The 20,529-nt window shown below is 65.9% G+C and carries 14 protein-coding genes; 13 read left to right on the top strand and 1 reads right to left on the bottom strand.

Annotated features, from left to right (window positions below; all coding sequences use genetic code 11):
• The first annotated feature begins 21 nt into the window (after positions 1–21).
• Both gltX and lysS read left to right on the top strand, forming a co-directional pair.
• Positions 22–1,485, top strand: coding sequence for a glutamate--tRNA ligase (gltX, locus tag ACED18_RS11410; protein ID WP_377292200.1), 1,464 nt, complete (start codon positions 22–24; stop codon positions 1,483–1,485).
• Between the two features lie 230 nt (positions 1,486–1,715).
• Positions 1,716–3,212, top strand: coding sequence for a lysine--tRNA ligase (gene lysS / locus ACED18_RS11405; RefSeq protein WP_377292198.1), 1,497 nt, complete (start codon positions 1,716–1,718; stop codon positions 3,210–3,212).
• Between the two features lie 253 nt (positions 3,213–3,465).
• Here the strand turns inward: lysS and ACED18_RS11400 are convergent, their stop codons facing one another.
• Positions 3,466–5,079: a hypothetical protein gene (locus ACED18_RS11400; RefSeq protein ID WP_377292196.1), complete on the bottom strand. Its 1,614-nt coding sequence runs from the start codon at positions 5,077–5,079 to the stop codon at positions 3,466–3,468.
• Between the two features lie 289 nt (positions 5,080–5,368).
• Between ACED18_RS11400 and ACED18_RS11395 the strand changes: the two genes are divergently transcribed.
• The 11 genes from ACED18_RS11395 to ACED18_RS11345 all read left to right on the top strand — a co-directional run bounded on the left by ACED18_RS11395 (position 5,369) and on the right by ACED18_RS11345 (position 20,390).
• Positions 5,369–6,253 carry a metal ABC transporter substrate-binding protein gene (locus ACED18_RS11395; RefSeq protein WP_377292194.1) on the top strand — a complete coding sequence of 295 codons (885 nt, stop codon included), beginning with the start codon at positions 5,369–5,371 and terminating at the stop codon, positions 6,251–6,253.
• Entirely contained in the window at positions 6,253–7,158 is a 906-nt protein-coding gene (locus ACED18_RS11390) for a manganese/iron ABC transporter ATP-binding protein (protein ID WP_377292364.1), read from the top strand. Before ACED18_RS11395 ends, ACED18_RS11390 begins: the two co-directional genes overlap by 1 nt.
• Positions 7,155–8,021, top strand: a complete 867-nt coding sequence (locus ACED18_RS11385) for a metal ABC transporter permease (protein ID WP_377292192.1) — start codon at positions 7,155–7,157, stop codon at positions 8,019–8,021. The genes ACED18_RS11390 and ACED18_RS11385 overlap by 4 nt, the downstream gene beginning before the upstream one ends.
• A complete protein-coding gene (locus ACED18_RS11380; protein ID WP_377292190.1) occupies positions 8,018–8,863 on the top strand; it encodes a metal ABC transporter permease in 846 nt (281 codons plus the stop codon). The genes ACED18_RS11385 and ACED18_RS11380 overlap by 4 nt, the downstream gene beginning before the upstream one ends.
• 101 nt (positions 8,864–8,964) lie before the next feature.
• Positions 8,965–10,200 (top strand): NAD(P)/FAD-dependent oxidoreductase, encoded by a 1,236-nt coding sequence (locus tag ACED18_RS11375; RefSeq protein ID WP_377292188.1) that lies wholly within the window; start codon positions 8,965–8,967, stop codon positions 10,198–10,200.
• Between the two features lie 87 nt (positions 10,201–10,287).
• Entirely contained in the window at positions 10,288–11,241 is a 954-nt protein-coding gene (locus ACED18_RS11370) for a nucleoside hydrolase (RefSeq protein WP_377292186.1), read from the top strand.
• Between the two features lie 327 nt (positions 11,242–11,568).
• A complete protein-coding gene (locus ACED18_RS11365; protein ID WP_377292184.1) occupies positions 11,569–12,585 on the top strand; it encodes a ligase-associated DNA damage response exonuclease in 1,017 nt (338 codons plus the stop codon).
• On the top strand, positions 12,582–14,189 hold the full coding sequence (locus ACED18_RS11360; RefSeq protein ID WP_377292182.1) for a cisplatin damage response ATP-dependent DNA ligase: 1,608 nt from the start codon (positions 12,582–12,584) through the stop codon (positions 14,187–14,189). Before ACED18_RS11365 ends, ACED18_RS11360 begins: the two co-directional genes overlap by 4 nt.
• A 317-nt stretch (positions 14,190–14,506) precedes the next feature.
• Entirely contained in the window at positions 14,507–15,790 is a 1,284-nt protein-coding gene (locus ACED18_RS11355) for an efflux RND transporter periplasmic adaptor subunit (RefSeq protein ID WP_377292180.1), read from the top strand.
• A 2-nt stretch (positions 15,791–15,792) separates the two neighbouring features.
• Positions 15,793–18,945 carry an efflux RND transporter permease subunit gene (locus tag ACED18_RS11350; RefSeq protein WP_377292178.1) on the top strand — a complete coding sequence of 1,051 codons (3,153 nt, stop codon included), beginning with the start codon at positions 15,793–15,795 and terminating at the stop codon, positions 18,943–18,945.
• The gene (locus tag ACED18_RS11345) at positions 18,942–20,390 is read left to right on the top strand and encodes an efflux transporter outer membrane subunit (RefSeq protein ID WP_377292176.1); all 1,449 of its coding nucleotides are present in this window, start codon (positions 18,942–18,944) and stop codon (positions 20,388–20,390) included. Before ACED18_RS11350 ends, ACED18_RS11345 begins: the two co-directional genes overlap by 4 nt.
• The last annotated feature ends 139 nt before the right edge of the window (positions 20,391–20,529 follow it).

Raw genomic sequence — 20,529 nt, 5'->3', positions numbered from 1 at the left:
CGCAACAGGCCGAACAAGACCATGACCAGCCCCGCCGCCCCCGTGCGCGTCCGCATTGCCCCTTCGCCGACCGGCGAGCCCCATGTCGGCACCGCCTATATCGCGCTCTTCAACTATCTCTTCGCCAAGAAGAACAACGGCACCTTCATCCTGCGCATCGAGGATACGGACGCGACCCGCTCCACGCCGGAATTCGAGCGCAAGGTGCTGGACGCGCTGAAGTGGTGCGGGCTTGAATGGTCCGAGGGCCCGGATATCGGCGGCCCCTACGGCCCCTATCGCCAGTCCGACCGCAAGGACATCTACCGTCCCTATGTCGAGAAGATCGTTGAGGCCGGCCATGGCTTCCGCTGCTTCTGCACGCCGGAACGGCTGGAACAGATGCGCGAAGGACAGCGCGCCGCCGGCAAGCCGCCGAAATATGACGGTCTCTGCCTCTCGCTCTCGGCGGAAGAAGTCACGACCCGTGTCGCCAGCGGCGAGCCGCATGTCGTGCGCATGAAGATCCCGACGGAAGGATCCTGCAAGTTTACCGACGGCGTTTACGGCGACGTGGAAATCCCGTGGGATGCCGTGGACATGCAGGTGCTGCTCAAAGCAGACGGCATGCCGACCTACCACATGGCGAACGTGGTCGATGACCACCTGATGAAGATCACCCATGTGGCGCGCGGCGAGGAGTGGCTCGCCTCCGTGCCGAAGCACATCCTCATCTACCGCTATCTCGGCCTCGAGCCGCCGGTCTTCATGCATCTCTCCCTGATGCGCAATGCCGACAAGTCGAAGCTGTCGAAGCGGAAGAACCCGACCTCGATCTCCTACTATTCCGCGCTCGGCTACCTGCCGGAAGCGCTGATGAACTTCCTCGGCCTGTTCTTCATCCAGATCGCCGAGGGCGAGGAACTGCTGACCATGGACGAGCTTGCCGCCAAGTTCGACCCGGAAAACCTTTCCAAGGCCGGCGCCATCTTCGACATCCAGAAGCTCGACTGGCTGAACGGCCGCTGGATCCGCGAAAAGCTCTCCGACGAGGATTTCCGCCGCCGCGTCATCGAATGGGCGATGGAAAACAGCCGTCTGACGGAGGGCCTGAAGCTCTCGCAGTCGCGCATTTCCAAGCTCGGCGAACTGCCCGACCTCGCCGGCTTCCTCTTGAAATCCGACCTCGGCCTCGAGCCCGCCCACTTCGCCAAGGTGAAGTCGTCGCCCGAAGAACTGGTCGAGATCTTCAGCGAGGTACAGCCCGCGCTCGAAAAGATCGTCGAATGGGACGTCGCCTCCATCGAAGCGGAGCTGCGTGCGGTCGCCGACCGCCTCGGCAAGAAGCTGAAGGTCGTCGTCGCTCCCCTCTTCGTCGCCGTCTCCGGCTCCTCGCGCTCGCTGCCGCTCTTCGACTCGATGGCCGTGCTCGGCCGCTCCGTCGTGCGCCAGCGCCTCAAGGTCGCCGGCCAGGTGGTGGCGTCCATGGCGGGCAGCGGGAAGTAAGGACGGGCCTTGAGAAGGGCACCCCCCTCTGCCCTGCCGGGCATCTCCCCCACAAGGGGGGAGATCCGCAGGAGGCGCAACCGCGGTGAACGGCAGGACCGGGCCACGGACAGCGACGCCAGAGGAAGATGAATGAGCTTACCCCATCCGATCTCCCCCCTTGCGGGGGAGATGCCCGGCAGGGCAGAGGGGGGTAACCCGAAACGAAGATGGCGCTGAAGGCGAACACCATGACCGAAACGAAGACCGAAACAGCCCTTTCCTCCGACGTGACGGAAGTCCGCCGCCAGAAGCTCGACCTGCTGCGTGCCGAGATCGGCGATGTCTATCCCGCCCATTTCCACCGCACGCTGACCAATGGCGAGCTGGCCGAGAAATATGCCGGCCTCGAGCCGGACACCGAGACGACAGACATCGTCACCGTCGCCGGCCGCGTCTATTCCTCGCGCAATTCCGGCATGTTCATGGACATCCATGACGCCTCGGGCAAGATCCAGATCTTCTCCCACAAGGACACGACGCCGGAAGCGGCCCGCGCCCTGCTGCCGATGATCGATCTCGGCGACATCATCGGTGTTACGGGCGCGGTGCGCCGCACAAAGCGCGGCGAGCTGACGATCAACGCGCATGAGATCACCATGCTCACCAAGGCGCTTCTGCCGATGCCCGAAAAGTGGCATGGCGTCTCCGACGTCGAGATCCGCTACCGGAAGCGCCACCTCGACATCATGACCAACGAGGAATCGAAGCTGCGCTTCCTGCAGCGCTCGAAGATCATCTCCGCACTGCGCCGCTTCATGGAAGCCGATGGCTTCCTCGAAGTCGAGACGCCCATGCTGCAGACGATCTATGGCGGCGCCACCGCCGACCCCTTCAAGACCTTCCACAACACGCTGAAGATGGACATGTACCTGCGCATCGCGCCGGAGCTGTTCCTGAAGCGCACGCTGGTTTCGGGCCTTTCCGACAAGGTCTTCGAGATCAACCGCAACTTCCGCAACGAAGGCGTGTCCACCCGGCACAATCCCGAATTCACGATGATGGAGTGCTACTGGGCCTATGCCGACTACGAGGACGTGATGGACCTCGTGGAACGCCTCTTTGCCGATCTCGCGACGAAGATCCACGGCTCGACCGATGTCGTCTATGGCGACAAGACCATCTCCTTTGCCGGCCCCTTCCGCCGCGTGCCGATGCCTGACGCCGTGAAAGAAGCGACCGGGATCGACTTCCTCGCCATCAAGACCGACGAAGAAGCCCGCGCCGCGGCACGCGCCGCAGGCTTCGAGGTCGAGAAGGACTGGACATGGGGGGAATGCCTCGCCTTCATCTTCGAGGAGAAGGTCGAGGGTACGCTGATCCAGCCGTCCCACGTCACCCATTTCCCGAAGGACATCTCGCCCTTCGCCAAGGAAGTGCCGGGCGAGCCGCGCCTCGTCGAACGCTTCGAGACCTATTGCAACGCCTGGGAAGTCGGCAACGCCTTCTCCGAGCTCAACGACCCCGTCGAGCAGCGCGCCCGCATGGTCGAGCAGCTGGAGCAGGCCCATGCCCGCGGCGAGAAGGACAAGCAGCTGGACGACGAATTCCTCGATGCCATCGACCAGGGCATGCCGCCCGCCGGTGGCCTGGGCATCGGCGTCGATCGCCTGATCATGCTGCTCACCAACGCCCCGTCGATCCGCGACGTCATCCTCTTCCCCGCCCGCCGCAACAAGGCGGACTGAGACCTGCTGGCGGCGGCGTGATCGGAATGGGATCGCGCCGCTGATCCGGACCTGCGCCGTCAGGCAACCACCGCCGATATCCTTTGCCAGGAGCCGAGGACAACGCGGCACGCGGGGTTAGGATCGCAGGCAGGAATGCGGGTGGTGTTGCGCCACGACTGGCAAGGACGATCATGGCCACAATGGCCCTCCGCTCCGCAGCTTCCGTCACCAGCCCCGAACGCGCGCGCCCGATACCACCTGACCGCCAACCTCAATGCGTCGCCTTGACCCCGTAGGCATCGGCTTCCTGCGCATGCGCGCTATCAGCGGCCGGCTGCGGCTGGGCGGCGGCGTGATCGTCAGCGGGGGGAATGATTTTCTTCACCGGCTGGCCATGAGCGTCCACCGGCGCGGCGTCATGACCCGACACCGGCACGGCTTCCAGGCCTTCGGCCGCATGCGCTGCGGCATCCGCACCGGTTGCGGCCGTCTCATGGGCGGCAGCGGTGGGCGCACCATGCGCATCGGCAGCATTCGCGTCAGCTGGCTTTACGTCATGGCCTTCGGGCTGCAGGGGATCGGCACCGTGGTCTCCCGTTGCTGCCGACGCCTCGTGACCGGTAGCCTCGGCAGGTACCGGCGCATGGTCGCCCGCCGCTGCGCCATGCGCATCGACCGGCTTTGCATCATGCCCGGCTCCAGCCGCATCAGCAGGCGCAGCATGGTTATCCGTTGCATGGGCGTCGGCTGCGGGCGCGGCCGCGTGGCCATCCGCCGGCGTCTCGCCATGGCCCGCCGCGGAAGGCGTCACTTCGTCGGCGCCGAAAAGAAAATCCGTGACCGGCGAGAAGAAACCCTTGGCCTCTTCGGCCGGCTTCTCGGCCGGGGCGGCGCCATGTGCATCCGCGGACGTTTCGCCATGGCCGGCAGCCGGGTCGGTCCCGTGACCTTCCGCCGCCGCACCATGGGCATCGCCCTGCGTCTCGCCATGGCCGTCAGCCGGCGCGCCATGCGGCGCGGTCTCTTCCGAGCTTCCGAAAATCATGCCGGTCAGCGAGGCCAGGAGACCGCCGCTTTCCTTTTCGGCCGGCGCACCATGCTCGCCCTCGGCCGGCGCCGCGGCGTGCTCGTCCGCAGCGGCGGCATGCTCGCCTTCGGCGGGTGCACCATGTTCCCCGGCCGGCGCATCGCCATGGCCCTCGGCCGGCGCGTCTCCATGTCCTTCGGCCGGCGCCTCGCCGTGGCCGCTGCTCCGGCCATGATCCTTGGTCTCGCCGTGGCCATCAGCGGCCTCCGCTGTCGGGTCTGGCGGCGGATCGGCGCAATCGGTGTGGTCGACCATACCGGTCATCACCTTGCCGATATCCTCGAAGGGCACCACGATGCGCTGGCCCTGATAGAGACCGGCCGCATTCGCCTCGCCCTCGACATAGGCCACCTCGAAGGGCCGCTCCATGTCCGGCAATTTGGTCGGGTCGGGCGCAAACAGCACTTCCGCGCCGATCGCGGCACCCCGGATCGCCGCGCGCTCCGTCGGCCCGCCGGCATCCAGCACCACGACCTGGTAGAGATCGGCCTTCTCGGCCTTGGCGAGCAACCCGGTCACACGCAGTGCCGTGCGCAGCCGGTCCTCGCCGGAAGACTTCGTCACCTGCACATATTTGCGGATCCAGCGCTGACCGTTGCGGCCGAGCTTGATGGTGCGCAGCGCCGTGCACTCGAGACCCGAGGTCTCCTTGCGCACGGCCTCCTCATGGGCCGACTTCTTGCTGATGTAGAGTGCGGCCGCGCCTGACGTCGCAGACAGCAGCAGCGCAGCCGACAGCAAGATCAGCGTCTTGCGACGCAATCGAAACTTGCCAAGGATCGCCTTTACGCCGGCCATCGGAGAACTCTACTCACTCGAACACGCACACTCTGCTGTCCGCAGTGTAGAATCTCGGTCTTTCCGAATGCTTAAGGATGTTGGCGGACCACAGCGGATGACGGCGGAAATCGGCTTGCCGCCCGGGCGTCGGGCATGCGCCGCAGCCGGGCCCACGGCGATCCCTCGACCATCTTGCGAATGATTTGCAATTGCATTGACACGGCTTGAATTCGGCCTATCTTGAATGCAACTCATTCGCAATCCGAACATCGCCGGAGCGGATGGCGAACCGTCAGATGGAAACCCGATGACCGGCCTGAGCCGCCTCACTTTGTGTCTTGCAGCCCTGCTGGCCTTCACGCCGGCCGCCTTTGCCAAGCCCAAGGTGGTAACGACCTTCACCGTGATCGCCGACATGGCGCGCAACGTGGCGGGTGAGGCCGCCGAGGTCGTCTCGATCACCAAGCCGGGCGCTGAGATCCACAATTACCAGCCGACACCGCAGGACATTTTCAAGGCCGCCGATGCCGATCTGGTTCTGTGGAACGGGCTGAACCTCGAGCTCTGGTTCCAGAAGTTCCTCGACAATCTCGGCGACAAGCCGAACGTCATCGTCACCGAAGGCGTCACCCCCATGGGCATTGCCGCCGGCCCCTACGAGGGCAAGCCCAACCCGCATGCCTGGATGTCGCCGGACAATGCGCTGATCTACGTGGAGAACATCCGCAAGGCGCTGGCCGCCGTCGACCCCGCCAATGCCGCGACCTACGCTGCCAATGCCGCCGCCTACGCCGCCCGCATCACCGCACTGCGCGACACGGTGAAGACCGAGCTTGCGGCCTTGCCCGAAGACAGGCGCTGGCTGGTGACGAGCGAAGGCGCCTTCAGCTACCTCGCCCGCGATTTCGGCCTGAAGGAACTTTACCTCTGGCCGATCAATGCCGACCAGCAGGGCACGCCGAAGCAGGTGAAGGCCGTCATCGACGCCGTGCGCGAACACCGGATCGGCGTCGTCTTTTCCGAAAGCACCGTTTCCCCTGCCCCGGCCGAGCAGGTGGCGGCCGAGACGGGAGCGGCCTATGGCGGCGTGCTCTACGTCGATTCCCTTTCCGAGGCGGATGGTCCCGTGCCGACCTATCTCGACCTCCTCGATGTGACGACGCGCACGATCGTGGAGGGACTGACGAAATGATGATGATGGGCAAGGGCCGGGACAGAAGCGGCATTGCCGCATCGGATGTCACCGTCACCTATCGCAACGGCCACACGGCGCTGCGCAACGCCAGCTTCGAGATCCCGCGCGGCACGATCACCGCGCTTGTCGGCGTCAATGGCTCCGGCAAATCCACCCTCTTCAAGGCCATCATGGGCTTCGTGCCTGTCGCCGCCGGCAGCGTCACCGTGCTCGGCATGCCCATCGCCGAGGCGCTGAAGAAGAACCTTGTCGCCTATGTCCCCCAGGCCGAGGAGGTGGACTGGAACTTCCCCGTGCTGGTGGAAGACGTGGTGATGATGGGCCGCTACGGCCACATGAACTGGCTGCGCATCGCCTCTTCGCGTGACAAGGAAATGGTGGAACGTGCGCTCGCGCGCGTCGGCATGCTCGACTACCGCAAGCGCCAGATCGGCGAACTCTCCGGCGGGCAGAAGAAGCGCGTCTTCCTCGCCCGGGCACTTGCCCAGGAAGGCCAGGTCATCCTGCTCGACGAGCCCTTCACCGGCGTGGACGTGACGACCGAAGACCAGATCATCGATCTCCTCAAGGCGCTGCGCGACGAAGGCCGCGTCATGCTGGTCTCCACCCACAATCTCGGCTCGATCCCCGATTTCTGCGACCGCACCGTGCTCATCAACCGCACCGTGCTCGCCCATGGCCCGACATCGGAAACCTTCACGCATGAAAATCTGGCGCTGACTTTCGGCGGCGTGCTGCGCCATTTCGTGCTCTCGGGCAGCGACCTGCACGAGGACGAGGATCCCCGCCGCCTCACCGTCATCTCCGACGATGAGCGGCCCTTCGTTACCTATTCCGACGGCAAGCCGGCAGCGCCGGTGCGGCCGGCTGATGCGCAGATATCGGATGCGCCCCGCCCATGAGCATCCTTCTGGAACCCTTCCAATACCACTACATGTTCACCGCCATCTGGGTCAGCGGTCTCGTCGGCGGGGTCTGCGGCTTCCTCTCGGCCTATCTGATGCTGAAGGGCTGGTCGCTGATTGGCGACGCGCTCTCCCATGCCATCGTGCCCGGCGTGGCCGGCGCCTACATGCTGGGCCTGCCCTTCGCGGCTGGCGCCTTTCTCTCCGGCGGCCTGGCGGCCGGCGCCATGCTCTTCCTCAACCGGCGCACCAAGCTCAGGGAAGACGCCATCATCGGAATGATCTTTTCCGGCTTCTTCGGGCTCGGCCTCTTCATGGTCTCGCTCTCGCCGACTTCGGTCAACGTGCAGACCATCGTGCTCGGCAACATCCTCGCCATCACGCCGGAGGATACGCTGCAACTCGTCATCATCGGCGGTGTCAGCCTGCTGGTGCTGTGCCTGAAGTGGAAGGATCTGATGGTCACCTTCTTCGACGAGAGCCACGCCCGCACCATCGGCCTGAACGTCACCGCCCTGAAACTCATGTTCTTCACGCTGCTCGCTGCCTCCACGGTCGCAGCGCTCCAGACGGTCGGCGCCTTCCTGGTGGTCGCCATGGTCGTCACCCCCGGCGCCACGGCCTATCTGCTGACCGATCGCTTCGGCCGCCTGCTCGTCACCGCCTTTGCGATCGGCGCAGGCACCAGCGTCACCGGCGCCTATCTCAGCTACTTCCTCGATGGCGCGACGGGCGGCATCATCGTCGCGCTCCAGACGCTGATTTTCCTTGCCGCCTTCGTGCTTGCACCCAAGCACGGCCTCTTCGCCTCGCGCCGCCGCGCCCGGCTGTCGATCGAGGCCGCCGAGGCCAGCCGATGACGACAGCCGAATACATGGCCCTGCCCTTCTCCCTGCCCTTCATGCAGCATGCCTTCACGGTGACGCTGATGATCGCGATCCCCATGGCGGCGATCTCCTGCTTTCTTGTGCTGAAGGGCTGGTCGCTGATGGGGGATGCGGTGTCCCACGCCGTTCTGCCCGGCATCGTCACCGCCTATCTCATCGGCCTGCCGCTCTCCATCGGCGCCTTCGTGGCCGGTCTCGCCTGCGCCACGCTCGCCGGCTACCTCAAGGAAAATTCCCGCATCAAGGAGGATACGGTGCTCGGCATCGTCTTCTCCGGCATGTTCGGCATCGGCCTCGTGCTCTATGTCTGGGCGCGGCCGGATGTGCATCTCGACCACATCCTCTTCGGCGACATGCTCGGCATTTCCCGCCTCGACATGCTGGAAACCGGCCTGATCGCGCTTGCAAGCGGCCTCTTCGTCTTCGGCCGCCGCCGCGACCTCCTCGTGCATGCCTTCGACCCCCAGCACGCCCGCGCCATCGGCCTGCCGGTCCGCATCCTGCATTACGGCCTGCTGATCGTGCTGTCGCTGACAGTCGTCGGCGCCCTGAAGGCGGTCGGCATCATCCTCTCCGTTGCGCTGCTGATCGCCCCCGGCGCCATCGCCTTCCTGCTGACGCGCCGCTTCGACGCCATGCTGGCAGCAGCCGTCATCATCGCGCTGGCATGCTCCTTCTTCGGCATCTATCTGAGCTTCTTCCTCGACAGCGCGCCGGCGCCCACCATCGTCATGCTGATGAGCATCGCCTTCCTCGCTGCCTTCCTCACCCGCATGCGGGCCGACCGCAGGGCCGACCGTGCCAGCGCACCTTGAGATGGGGAGCGCGCGGCGAAAACCGATTCCGCTTTGCCGGCCAATGCTGTAGGGTCGCCGCCGACCGGCTGGAACCGGCGGCAGACGGAAGGGCATGCGCGATGGCGAAGATCGGGATTGCAGGCGGCGGCATCATTGCAGCGGCGGCGGCGGTGGAACTCATCGGGCGCGGCCACGACGTCACCGTCTTCGAGCGCGACCCGGACGGCAAGCCCGCCTCTGTCGGCAATGCAGCGCTGCTCGCCGTGCCGGAAATTTCCCCGCTCGCCAGTGTCGCAACGCTGATGTCGGCGCCGAAATGGCTGCTCGATCCGCTGGGGCCGCTGGCACTGCGCTGGCAGGACATCGCAACGCTCGCCCCCTGGCTCGCCCGCTTCGCGCTCGCCGCCCGTCCCTCGACGGTGGAAGCCTCGCGCAAGGCCCTGCTCTCGCTGATGCTGGAGGCGGAAGCCGCCCATGTCGCGCTCGGCGAGGCCGTGGGCCTCACCGGCCACATGCGCCCCACCGGCGCCATCCACGTCTTCGACAGCAAGGCCCGCACCGATGCGGCCTATGCCCACGAACGCGAAGCCGGCCGCCTGCTGGGCTTCGATGTCGAGCGGCTGGACATCGCCGCCGCCCGCGCCCGCGTGCCAGCACTGGAGGGCGCCTTCGGCGGCGCGGTCTATGCCAGCGGCTACCGCGCCTTCAAGGATCCGGCCGTGCTGCTTGCCGATGCCCGCGACCTGATCCGCACCCGCGGCAGCTTCGTCGCCAGTGCAGTCAAGGCGGTGCATCCGCGCGCCAATGGCGTCGCCCTCGTGACCGCCGATGGCGGCGAAACGCTGTTCGACAAGGTGCTCGTCGCCTCCGGCGTCTGGTCGCGCGATCTCCTGCGCCCGCTCGGCCTCACCGTCTGCCTCGAAACCGAGCGCGGCTACAATACGACCTACGACGCCCCGCTTGCCGGTCTCGACATACCGGTCTTCTTCTCCGAGCACGGCTTCGTCGCGACCCCGCTGGAAGGCCGCCTGCGCGTCGGTGGGGCGGTTGAGCTTGCCCGCCCCGAGGCGCCGGCAAACTATGCCCGCGCCCGCGCCATGCGCGAAAAGATGCGCCGCTACGTGCCCTCGCTGCCGGAAACCGGCGGTACGGAATGGATGGGCTGCCGGCCCTCGACGCCCGATTCCATTCCCGTCATCAGCCTCGCGCCGTCCGATCCGCGCATCGCCATGGCCTTCGGCCACGGCCATCTCGGCCTCACGCTGTCGGCCGTCACCGCGCGCCGCATCTCGGACCTCCTCGAGCAGGGCGAAACCGAAGCCGCGCGCCCCTTCTCCATCGCCCGCTTCCAGTAGGGTAGAAGCGACGGATCGGCTCGCGGTTGACTTTCAGCAGGGGCTCCGGTCCTTTTAGCGCCGACTGCAACACCAAGAAGAACCATCATGCACAAAGTCATTTTCGATACGGACCCCGGCGTCGACGACGCAATGGCGCTCCTGTTTCTCCACCAGCACCCTGACATCGATCTCGTCGGCGTCACCAGCGTCTTCGGCAATGCGGCCATCGAGACGACGACGCGCAACGCGCTGTTCCTGAAGCGCGAATGGGAGATCCCCGCGCCTGTCGCGCGCGGTGCCAACGAGACGATCGATCCGCATCGACCGCACGCCCCCTGGCCGACCTTCATCCACGGCGATGACGGGCTCGGCAATATCAACGTGCCCGACGACATCGGCCTCTCCGCCGATCCGCGGCCGGCGCACCGCTTCATCATCGACATGGTGCGCGCCCATCCGGGCGAGATCACGCTGGTCGCCGTCGGCCGCATGACCAACCTTGCCAATGCGCTCGGCGAAGCCCCTGAGATCGCCGGCCTCGTCAAATCCGTCGTCATCATGGGTGGCGCCTTCGACGTGCCGGGCAATGTCACGCCCGCCGCCGAAGCCAATATCCATGGCGACCCGGAAGCCGCCGACCGCGTCTTCACCGCCCCCTGGCCCGTCGTCGTCATCGGCCTCGATGTCACCATGCAGACGGTGATGACCCGAAGCCAACTCGCCGACATCGCCAAGGCCGGCGGCAAGCGCACGCAGCTTCTCTCCAACCTCTCGCAGTTCTACATCGACTTCTACGAGGGTCTGGTGGATGACGGCATGGTGGTGCACGACAGCTGCGCCTGCGTCTATGTCGTCGCGCCCGAACTCTTCACCCTCAGAAGCGGTGCGATGCGCGTCGTCTGCGGCGGCATCGCCGATGGCCAGACCATCCAGAAGCCGGACGGCCGCAAGTTCCCGCCGAGCCACTGGGACAACCTGCCCAGCCAGCAGGCCGCCACCGGCATCGACGCCAAGGCCGTGCTCGACCTCATCCACAAGACGCTGGTCAACGCGGGCTGAGACGAATCCGGACGGAGGCGTTCGAACAGGTTGCCGTCAACGTGCAACCCTCTCTTCCGTCATGGTCGGGCTTGACCCGACCATCCACGCGGCGACCGCCGAGTGCGCGATAGGGATCCTCGGGTCAAGCCCGAGGATGGCGGCGGAGGGATGCCGCTTGCAGGTCGTCGGATCGACAATGGCCTGTCGGATCTTCGGATCAAAGCCTGTCAGCGTCCCGCGTCTGTACGGGCCGGCAGCGCGATGCGATCAATCGGAAGCCATCCGCCAAGAAATCGACTGCGAAAGACTGGCGCGCCGCCGCGGCGCAGCTATCTTCTCCCGGACATGAAACCGGATCAGCTCCTCTATCCCACACCGAAGGGTCTCTATTGCGAGGCCGGCGGCTTCTATATCGACCCCGTCGCCCCTGTGGAGCGGGCGCTGATCACCCACGGCCATTCCGATCACGCCCGCGCCGGCCACGGCCATGTGCTGGCGACGGAAGAGACGCTGGACATCATGGCGATCCGCTACGGCGCCGATTTTGCCGGCAGCCGGCAGGTCGCCACGCTCGGCGAGGTCATGAGCATCAACGGCGTCACCGTGCATTTCCACCCGGCCGGCCATGTGCTCGGCTCCGCCCAGATCGCCGTGGAGGCCGGGCCCACCCGCATCGTCGTCTCCGGCGATTACAAGCGCCGCCGCGACCCGACCTGCCTGCCCTTCGAACCCGTCTCCTGCGACGTCTTCATCACCGAAGCCACCTTCGGCCTGCCCGTCTTCCGCCACCCCGCCGATAGCGGCGAGGTCGCCAAGCTGATGACCTCGCTCGCGCAGTTTCCCGACCGTGCCCACCTCGTCGGCGCCTATTCGCTCGGCAAGGCGCAGCGCGTCATCCGGCTGATCCGCGAAACGGGCTATGATGCGCCGATCTACATCCACGGCGCCCTGCAGCGGCTCTGCGATTTCTACGTCGAGCGCGGCATCGACCTCGGCCCGCTGGAGCCGGCAACCATCGCGTCCGGCGGCAAGCGCTCGTTTGCGGGCGCCATCGTCGTCGGCCCGCCCTCGGCCTTCGCGGATCGCTGGGCGCGCCGCTTTGCCGATCCGCTGCCGATCTTCGCCTCGGGCTGGATGCTGGTGCGCCAGCGCGCCAGGCAGCGCGGCGTGGAACTGCCGATGATCATCTCCGACCACTGCGACTGGGACGAACTCATCGCCACCATCGAGGAGATCCGCCCCGGCGAGGTCTGGGTGACCCACGGCCGTGAGGAGGCGCTGGTGCGCTGGTGCGCCCTTCAGGGCCTGCCGGCGAAGCCCCTGCATCTGGTCGGCTATGAAGACGAGGGAGGAGAGGCATGAAGGCCTTCGCCGCCCTGCTCGACCGTCTCGTGCTCACCCCGCAGCGCAATGCCAAGATCACGCTTCTGACCGACTATTTCCGCACGACGCCCGATCCTGACCGCGGCTATGCGCTCGCCGCCATCGCCGGCACCCTGACCCTGAAGACGGTGAAGCCGGCGCTTCTGCGCGAGCTCGTGCTGGAGCGGATGGATGAGGTGCTGTTCCGCTACTCCTACGACTATGTCGGCGACCTCGCCGAAACCATCGCGCTGGTCTGGCAGGCGCCCGAAGGCGTTCGCGCCAACCGCAGCCCGCCGCTCGGCGACGTCATCGACGCCCTGCAATCGGCCGGGCGCACCGAGGTGCGCAGCCTGGTCCGCACCCTTCTCGACCGCCTCGATGCATCCGAGCGCTTCGCCTTCCTGAAACTCGTCACCGGCGGCTTTCGCATCGGCGTCTCGGCGCGCCTCGCCCGGCAGGCGCTGGCCGATTTCGGCGGTGTCGATGCCATGGAGATCGAAACGCTCTGGCACGGGCTCGACCCGCCCTATGTCCCGCTCTTTCAGTGGCTGGAAGGCAAGGCGGACAAGCCCGAGCCGGAAAGCCGCACCATCTTCCACCCCGTCATGCTCGCCCACCCTGTCGAGGATCGCGACCTCGCCGGCATCCTGCCCGCCGATTACGCGGCCGAATGGAAGTGGGACGGCATCCGCATCCAGCTCTCCGCCCATGGCGGCAACCGGCGGCTCTATTCGCGCAGCGGCGACGACATCTCGCACGCCTTTCCCGATATCGTCGAGGCCGCCGCCTTCGAGGGCGTCATCGATGGCGAGCTGCTGATCGGCACGGCCAGCCGCGCCGGCGGCACGACCCGCTCCTTCTCCGATCTCCAGCAGCGGCTGAACCGAAAGGCCGTGTCGAAGGCGATGCTCGCGGAATACCCCGCCTTCGTGCGGGCCTATGACCTGCTCTTCGACGGAAACGAGGATGTGCGGGCCGAAAGCTTCCTCGCGCGCCGCGCCCGCCTCGCCACCGTCATCGAGCACCTGCCGGCGGACCGCTTCGATCTCTCCCCCCTCGTGTCCTTCGAAAGCTGGGAGGAACTGGAGCGTCTGCGCGCCGATCCGCCCGATCCCGTCATTGAGGGCGTGATGATCAAGGGGCTCGAAACCCCCTACATTCCCGGCCGCGTCAAGGGGCCGTGGTTCAAGTGGAAGCGCAATCCGCATACGGTGGATGCCGTGATGATGTATGCCCAGCGCGGCCACGGCAAACGCTCCAGCTACTATTCCGACTTCACCTTCGGCGTATGGACGGAAGCGGAAGGACGCGACGTGCTGGTGCCGGTCGGCAAGGCCTATTTCGGCTTCACCGACGAGGAGCTGGAAGTGCTCGACCGCTTCGTGCGCAACAACACGGTGGAGCGCTTCGGCCCGGTGCGCTCCGTCGTGGCAGAACCCGACAAGGGCTTCGTGCTGGAGATCGCCTTCGAGGGAATTGCGCGCTCCTCGCGCCACAAGTCGGGCGTTGCCATGCGCTTCCCCCGCATCGCCCGCCTCAGGCAGGACAAGCCGCCACGCGAGGCCGACCGGCTGGAGACCCTTCTGGCGATGATCGACTGACACTTATCGCCTGCCTTTACAAAACCGTTGCGGGCCTTTGTCAGGATGAGCGCCAAACGGCCGTCCGGCATCCCGCGGGGGGCGGCCGAGGCTGCTGTGCTGCGGCATTCCTCGCCGCCATCGGTCAGGTATGACTTTTTTAACACATGTGGCAACTTCGCGTTCAAGCGGGATGGATTTTCACCTATTCGAACTATATGGTTCGATTAAATCAGCACATCCTTTGGACGTGCTGTTTTCTTGATCGATTGCAGGTCCGCGTGCGCCTGAACCCACAAAGGGCGCCGCAGTTTCCTGTCAACCCATTGGAAGATTTGATGTTCCTGAGATCGCATCGCCCCATGGCCCTGGCTGGCCTCACCCTCGCCCTGAGCCTTCTCGCCGCCTGCAGCGAGGAAAAACCTGCGGCAGGCCCCGGCGGAATGCCAGGCGCCGGCGGCCCCGTGACCGTCGGCGTCGTGACGCTGAAGGAATCTGACGTAAACGTGAACGCGGTCCTCTCCGGGCGCGTCGTTCCGTTCGCCTCCGCCGACATTCGTCCGCGCGTCGGCGGCATCATCGAAAGCATCGGCTTCGAGGATGGCAAGCCCGTGAAGGAGGGGCAGGTTCTCTACAAGATCGCCGACGACAGCTATGCGGCGGCCGTCGCCGTGGCGGAAGCCGCGGTCCAGAAGGCGCGGGTCAGCCTTCCCACGGCAGAAGCCAACGTCACGCGCTACGAGCAGCTCGTGGACAGCGGCGGTACGCAGATCCAGCTCGACAATGCCCGGCTCACACTGGCGCAGGCCCGCGCCGACGTCGCCTCCGCCGAAGCCAACCTCAAGGCCGCCCGTATCGATCTCGGCCTGACCGAAGTGCGCGCCCCCATCTCCGGCGTCACCAGCATCTCCAACATCAGCGTCGGCACGGTCGTCACGGCCAGCCAGGCGGATGCGCTGACGACGATCCGCCAGCTCGACCCGATCTACGTGGACCTCACCGATTCCAGCGCCAACCTGCTGCGCCTGCGCGAGGCGATCGCCTCCGGCGCGCTGAAGCAGACGCCGAACGTCGGCCAGGTGAAGCTGACGCTGGAAAACGGCACCGCCTACGACAAGATCGGCACGCTGCAGGCCCCCGATTTCACCGTCAGCCAGACCACCGGCAGCTTCTCCATCCGCGTGCGCTTCGACAATGCCGAACAGTTGCTGCTGCCCGGCATGTTCGTGCGCGCCTCCGTGGTGCAGGGCCAGGAGCGTGGCTTCCTGCTGCCGCAACTGGCCGGCAGCCGCGACCCATCCGGCAATCTGACGGCCCGTTTCGTGACGCCCCAGGGCAAGGTGGAAGAGCGCGTGCTGAAGGCCGACCGGGCCATCGACAATGCCTGGCTCGTCACCGAAGGCGTCAAGGACGGCGACAAGCTGATCGTCGACGGCCTGCAGCGCATCGGCACCGGCATGGATGTCAAGGCTGAAGAAGTAAAGCTCGGGCCGAACGGCGAGATCGAGCGGCCGGCTCCGCAGGCTCAGCAGCAGCAGGGCCAGCAGCCCGCAGCCGCCGCGGCAGACGGCGCCAAGGCCGGCGAGAAGCCTGCCGCCAGTGAAAGCGGAGGCTCGAACTGAGCATGGCACGCTTTTTCATTGACAGGCCGGTCTTCGCCTGGGTGATCGCCATTGCGATCATGATCGGCGGCATGCTGGCCATCTCCACCCTCTCCGTCTCGCAATATCCCGACATCGCGCCGACCACCGTCAGCATTTCCGCGACCTATCCGGGCGCGACGGCCGAAGGCGTCGAGAATTCCGTGACCAAGGTCATCGAACAGGCCATGACCGGCCTCGACGATCTCACCTACATGACATCCAGCTCGTCCCAGGGCGCGTCCAGCGTGACGCTGACCTTCGGCCAGACGATCAATCCCGACATTGCCCAGGTGCAGGTGCAGAACAAGCTGCAACTGGTCACCCCGCAGCTTCCGAGCAGCGTGCAGCAGCTCGGCCTGCGCGTCGAGCGCTCCACCACAAGCTTCCTGCTCGTCGGAACGCTGGTCTCTACCGACAGCAAGCGGTCCTCGGTCGAACTCGGCAACATTCTCTCCGGCAATATCGAAGACCAGATCAAGCGCCTCGAAGGTGTGGGCAGCATCAACACCTTCGGCTCCGGCTATGCGATGCGCCTCTGGCTCGATCCCTTCAAGCTCAATCAGTTCCAGCTGACGCCGGGTGATGTCACAGCTGCGGTGCAGGCCCAGAACGTGCAGGTCTCGGCCGGCGCCATCGGCAACCAGCCGGTCGTTCCCGGCCAGCAATTCACCGCCACGATCACCGCCCAGAGCCAGTTGAAGACCGTTGCCGAGTTCGAGGGCATCATCCTGAAATCCGGCAAGGGCGGCGACCTCGTGCGCCTCAGCGATGTCGCGCGCGTCGAGATCGGCCGCGAGACCTATGGCGGCGACAGCCGCTACAAGGGCCTCCCGGCCGCCGGCTTCGCCGTCAACCTCGCAACCGGCGCCAACGCCATCGATACGGCCGCGCGCGTCAAGGAAGCGATGGGCTCGATCGAGAACACGCTCCCCGACAATGTGGAGGTGGTCTATCCCTACGACACCTCGCCCTTCGTCGAACTGTCGATCGAGAAGGTGGTCCACACGCTCATCGAAGCCGTGGTCCTCGTCTTCGTGGTTCTCTTCGTCTTCCTGCAGAGCTTCCGCGCCACGCTGATCCCGACCATCGCCGTGCCCGTCGTCCTGCTCGGCACCTTCGGGGTGCTGGCGCTCTTCGGCTATTCCATCAACACGCTGACCATGTTCGCCATGGTGCTGGCCATCGGCCTGCTCGTGGATGACGCGATCGTCGTAGTCGAGAACGTCGAGCGCATCATGGAGGAAGAAAACCTTCCGCCGCGGGAAGCGACACGCAAGTCGATGGACGAGATCACCAGCGCGCTGATCGGCATCGCACTCGTGCTGACGGCCGTCTTCATCCCCATGGCCTTCTTCGGCGGCTCCGTCGGCATCATCTACCGGCAGTTTTCCGTGACCATCGTCTCGGCCATGCTGCTCTCGGTGCTGGTCGCCCTGGTGCTGACGCCGGCGCTTTGCGCGACGCTGCTCAAAAACACCCATCACAAGCCGAAGAACGCCTTCTTCCGCGCCTTCAACACCGGCTTCGGCAAAGCCACGAATGGCTATGTCTCCACCACCGGCTACCTCCTGAAGCGCACCTTCCGCGTCCTCGTCATGCTGGTCGTGGTCTGCGGCGCCTCCTGGTGGCTCCTCCAGAAGTTGCCGAGCTCCTTCATCCCCGATGAGGACCAGGGCATTCTGCTGACCATCATCACCCTGCCGGAAGGCGCGACGACCGAGCGCACGCTCGATGTCGTCAAGCAGGTCGAGAAGCACTATCTCGAAAACGAGAAAGTGGCCGTCGACAGCGTCTTCTCCGCACTCGGCTTCTCCTTCTCCGGCACGGGGCAGAACAACGCCATCACCTTTGTCCGCCTGAAGGACTTTGCAGAGCGAACGGACCCGAACCTCTCGGCCCAGGCCGTCGCCGGCCGCGCCATGGGCGCCTTCATGGGCCGCATGCGCGAGGCCCAGGTCTTCGCGCTCGCCCCGCCCTCCATTCCCGGCCTCGGCACCTCCAGCGGCTTCGAAATGTACCTGGTCGACAACGGCAACAATGGTGCGGCCGCCCTGCAGGATGCCGCAAACCAGCTGGCCGGCGCGGCGCAGGCGTCGGGCGTCGTGACCGGCGTGCGCGGCAACACGACCAGCCGCCAGTCGCAGTTGCGCATCGACATCGACCAGGCCAAGGCCGGCGCGCTCGGCGTCGATCTCGCCGCTGCCAATGCCATGCTCGGCACGATCTTTGCCGGCTCCAAGGTCAACGACTTCCTGCTCGAAAACGAGATCCGCCCCGTCTATGTCCAGGGCGATTCTCCCTTCCGCATGCAGCCCGACGACCTCGGCAAGTGGTACGCCCGCAATTCGTCCGGCGAAATGGTGCCCTTCTCGGCCTTCGCCACCACGAGCTGGGTGCAGGGCCTGCCGACGCTGGACCGCTTCAACGGTGTCGGCGCCGTCTCGATCAGCGGCGCGCCGGTGCCAGGCGTCTCCTCCGGTGTCGCCATGGACAAGATGGAAGAGCTGGTCGCCGGCCTTCCCGGCGGCTACGGCGTCGCCTGGTCGGGCCTCTCCTATCAGGAGCGGCTGTCGGGCGCACAGGCGCCGATGCTCTACGCCATCTCGATCCTCGTCGTCTTCCTCTGCCTCGCCGCGCTCTATGAAAGCTGGATCGTGCCCGTCTCGGTCATCCTGGCGGTTCCGGTCGGCGTGCTCGGCGCGCTGGCGGCGGCGGTCTATTTCGGCCAGTCCAACGACGTCTACTTCAAGGTGGGCCTGCTGACGACCATCGGCCTTGCCGCCAAGAACGCGATCCTGATCGTCGAATTCGCCAAGGAGCGCTACGACCGCGGCCAGGACCTGCTCTCAGCCACCATGGAAGCGGCCCGGCTGCGCCTGCGTCCGATCATCATGACCTCGCTCGCCTTCATCCTGGGCGTGCTGCCGCTTGCGATCGCAACCGGCGCCGGCTCCGCCGCGCAGAACGCGATCGGCATCGGCGTGCTCGGCGGCATGGTCTCCGCAACAGTTCTGGGGATATTTTTCGTCCCGGCGCTTTTCATTCTGATCCAGAAACTCGTAGTTAAGAAATCGGAAAACCGAACCGGCGAATCAGCGCAACCCGTGGCGCTGGCCGATGGAGAGACGAAATGAAGCTCGTTCATGCTTTGATCCCAGTTGCCCTGCTGTCGCTGTCGGGCTGCGTCGTGGGACCTGATTACAAGGCCCCCGAGGCTGCGCTGCCCGTGCGGTTCTCCGAAGGCAAGGCCGGCACCGGTGTCGACACGGCCAACAGCGCCTGGTGGAAGGCCTTCCGCGATCGCAAGCTGGACAGCCTCGTCGAACGCGGCAAGAGCGAAAACCTGACCGTCATGCAGGCGCTCGCCCGCATCGAAGAGGCACAGGCCAATATTGTGGTTGCCGGTGCCGGCGGGCTGCCGTCCCTCGCCAGCCAGAGCAGCGCCGAAGTCAGCGGTCAGGAAGTGATCGGCCCGGGCGGCCAGTCGACCGAACGCAAGCAGGCATCGTCGGCCCTGAGCGCCTCCTGGCTTCTCGATCTCTTCGGCCAGTATCGCCGCGCCAAGGAATCGGCCGATGCCTCGCTCGACGCTGCCTACGACAATGTCGGCGTGGCCCGCCTCGCCTATCTCTCGGATCTCGTCAGCTCCTATATCGATGCCCGCTTCTACCAGGCCTCCATCGCCCTGCAGCGCCAGAACCTGGCGTCGCGTCGCGAAACGCTGAAGCTGACAAACGACATCCGCAGCGCCGGCGCCGCCTCCAGCCTCGACGTGGTCCAGGCAGAAGGCCTCGTCAACGCGACGCTCGCCGAACTGCCGGCGCTCGAGACCGGCTTCCATGTGGCCGCAAACCATATTGCAACGCTGCTCGGCCAGCCGGCCGCTTCGCTGACCGGCGAGTTGATCGGCGGCGCACCGCAGCCTTCGCCGCGCTTTGACACCAAGGTTGGCGTCCCCGCCGACCTCCTGCGCAACCGGCCGGATGTGCGCGCGGCAGAGCGTCAGCTGGCCGCCGCAACGGCTGCCATCGGGGTGGCAGAATCACAGCTCTATCCGAGCCTGCAGCTTTCCGGCAATGTCAGCCTGTCGCGCGTCGTCACCAGTGCGGTCACAGGAACCGGCAGCCTATCTGCCTGGTCCTTCGGTCCCACCATCAACCTGCCGATCTTCAACGGCGGCGCTCTCAAGGCCCGCGTGACGATTGCCGAATCCCAGGCACAGCAGGCCTACCTGAACTGGAAGTCGACCGTCCTGAAGGCCGTCGAAGAGACCGAAAATGCAATGATCGCGCTTCGTCGCGACCGCCAGACGGTCGAAGCGCTGCGCAAGGTCGTCGCCTCCTACGAACAGGCGCTCAACCTCGCCCGCGAAAGCTATCGCGGCGGCGCAAGCTCCATCCTCGATGTTCTCGATGCCGAGCGCTCGCTTGCCAGCGGCCGCCTGCAACTCGCCTCCGGCATCCGCCAGTTGGCCCGCGACTATGTCGCGCTGAACATCGCCACCGGCGGCGGCTCCTCTATCGAAGACCTCGTCGATGCGGCCGGCAAGCCGCAGGTGGTTGCCAAGGCCACCAACTAAAGCCCGAACCTCCCGCGGGAAACCCATCGTGAAAGACCCGGCCTGCATGTCTGCGGGCCGGGTCTTTTCGTTTCCGGAGTGAAGCAACGGCGGCAGGCGCGACGCCTGATCGGATTCAGGCGGCAGACCCGCAACCGGT

Origin of the sequence: Rhizobium sp. SG2393 (assembly GCF_042610495.1) — a bacterium.
Lineage (GTDB): Bacteria > Pseudomonadota > Alphaproteobacteria > Rhizobiales > Rhizobiaceae > RU20A.
This window is presented reverse-complemented; position numbering and strand designations above follow the sequence as displayed.

Coding starts and splice junctions, on each gene's coding strand:
- gltX (WP_377292200.1), top strand. CDS start 22: ATGACCAGCCCCGCCGCCCCCGTGCGCGTCCGCATTGCCCCTTCGCCG.
- lysS (WP_377292198.1), top strand. CDS start 1,716: ATGACCGAAACGAAGACCGAAACAGCCCTTTCCTCCGACGTGACGGAA.
- ACED18_RS11400 (WP_377292196.1), bottom strand. CDS start 5,079: ATGGCCGGCGTAAAGGCGATCCTTGGCAAGTTTCGATTGCGTCGCAAG.
- ACED18_RS11395 (WP_377292194.1), top strand. CDS start 5,369: ATGACCGGCCTGAGCCGCCTCACTTTGTGTCTTGCAGCCCTGCTGGCC.
- ACED18_RS11390 (WP_377292364.1), top strand. CDS start 6,253: ATGATGATGGGCAAGGGCCGGGACAGAAGCGGCATTGCCGCATCGGAT.
- ACED18_RS11385 (WP_377292192.1), top strand. CDS start 7,155: ATGAGCATCCTTCTGGAACCCTTCCAATACCACTACATGTTCACCGCC.
- ACED18_RS11380 (WP_377292190.1), top strand. CDS start 8,018: ATGACGACAGCCGAATACATGGCCCTGCCCTTCTCCCTGCCCTTCATG.
- ACED18_RS11375 (WP_377292188.1), top strand. CDS start 8,965: ATGGCGAAGATCGGGATTGCAGGCGGCGGCATCATTGCAGCGGCGGCG.
- ACED18_RS11370 (WP_377292186.1), top strand. CDS start 10,288: ATGCACAAAGTCATTTTCGATACGGACCCCGGCGTCGACGACGCAATG.
- ACED18_RS11365 (WP_377292184.1), top strand. CDS start 11,569: ATGAAACCGGATCAGCTCCTCTATCCCACACCGAAGGGTCTCTATTGC.
- ACED18_RS11360 (WP_377292182.1), top strand. CDS start 12,582: ATGAAGGCCTTCGCCGCCCTGCTCGACCGTCTCGTGCTCACCCCGCAG.
- ACED18_RS11355 (WP_377292180.1), top strand. CDS start 14,507: ATGTTCCTGAGATCGCATCGCCCCATGGCCCTGGCTGGCCTCACCCTC.
- ACED18_RS11350 (WP_377292178.1), top strand. CDS start 15,793: ATGGCACGCTTTTTCATTGACAGGCCGGTCTTCGCCTGGGTGATCGCC.
- ACED18_RS11345 (WP_377292176.1), top strand. CDS start 18,942: ATGAAGCTCGTTCATGCTTTGATCCCAGTTGCCCTGCTGTCGCTGTCG.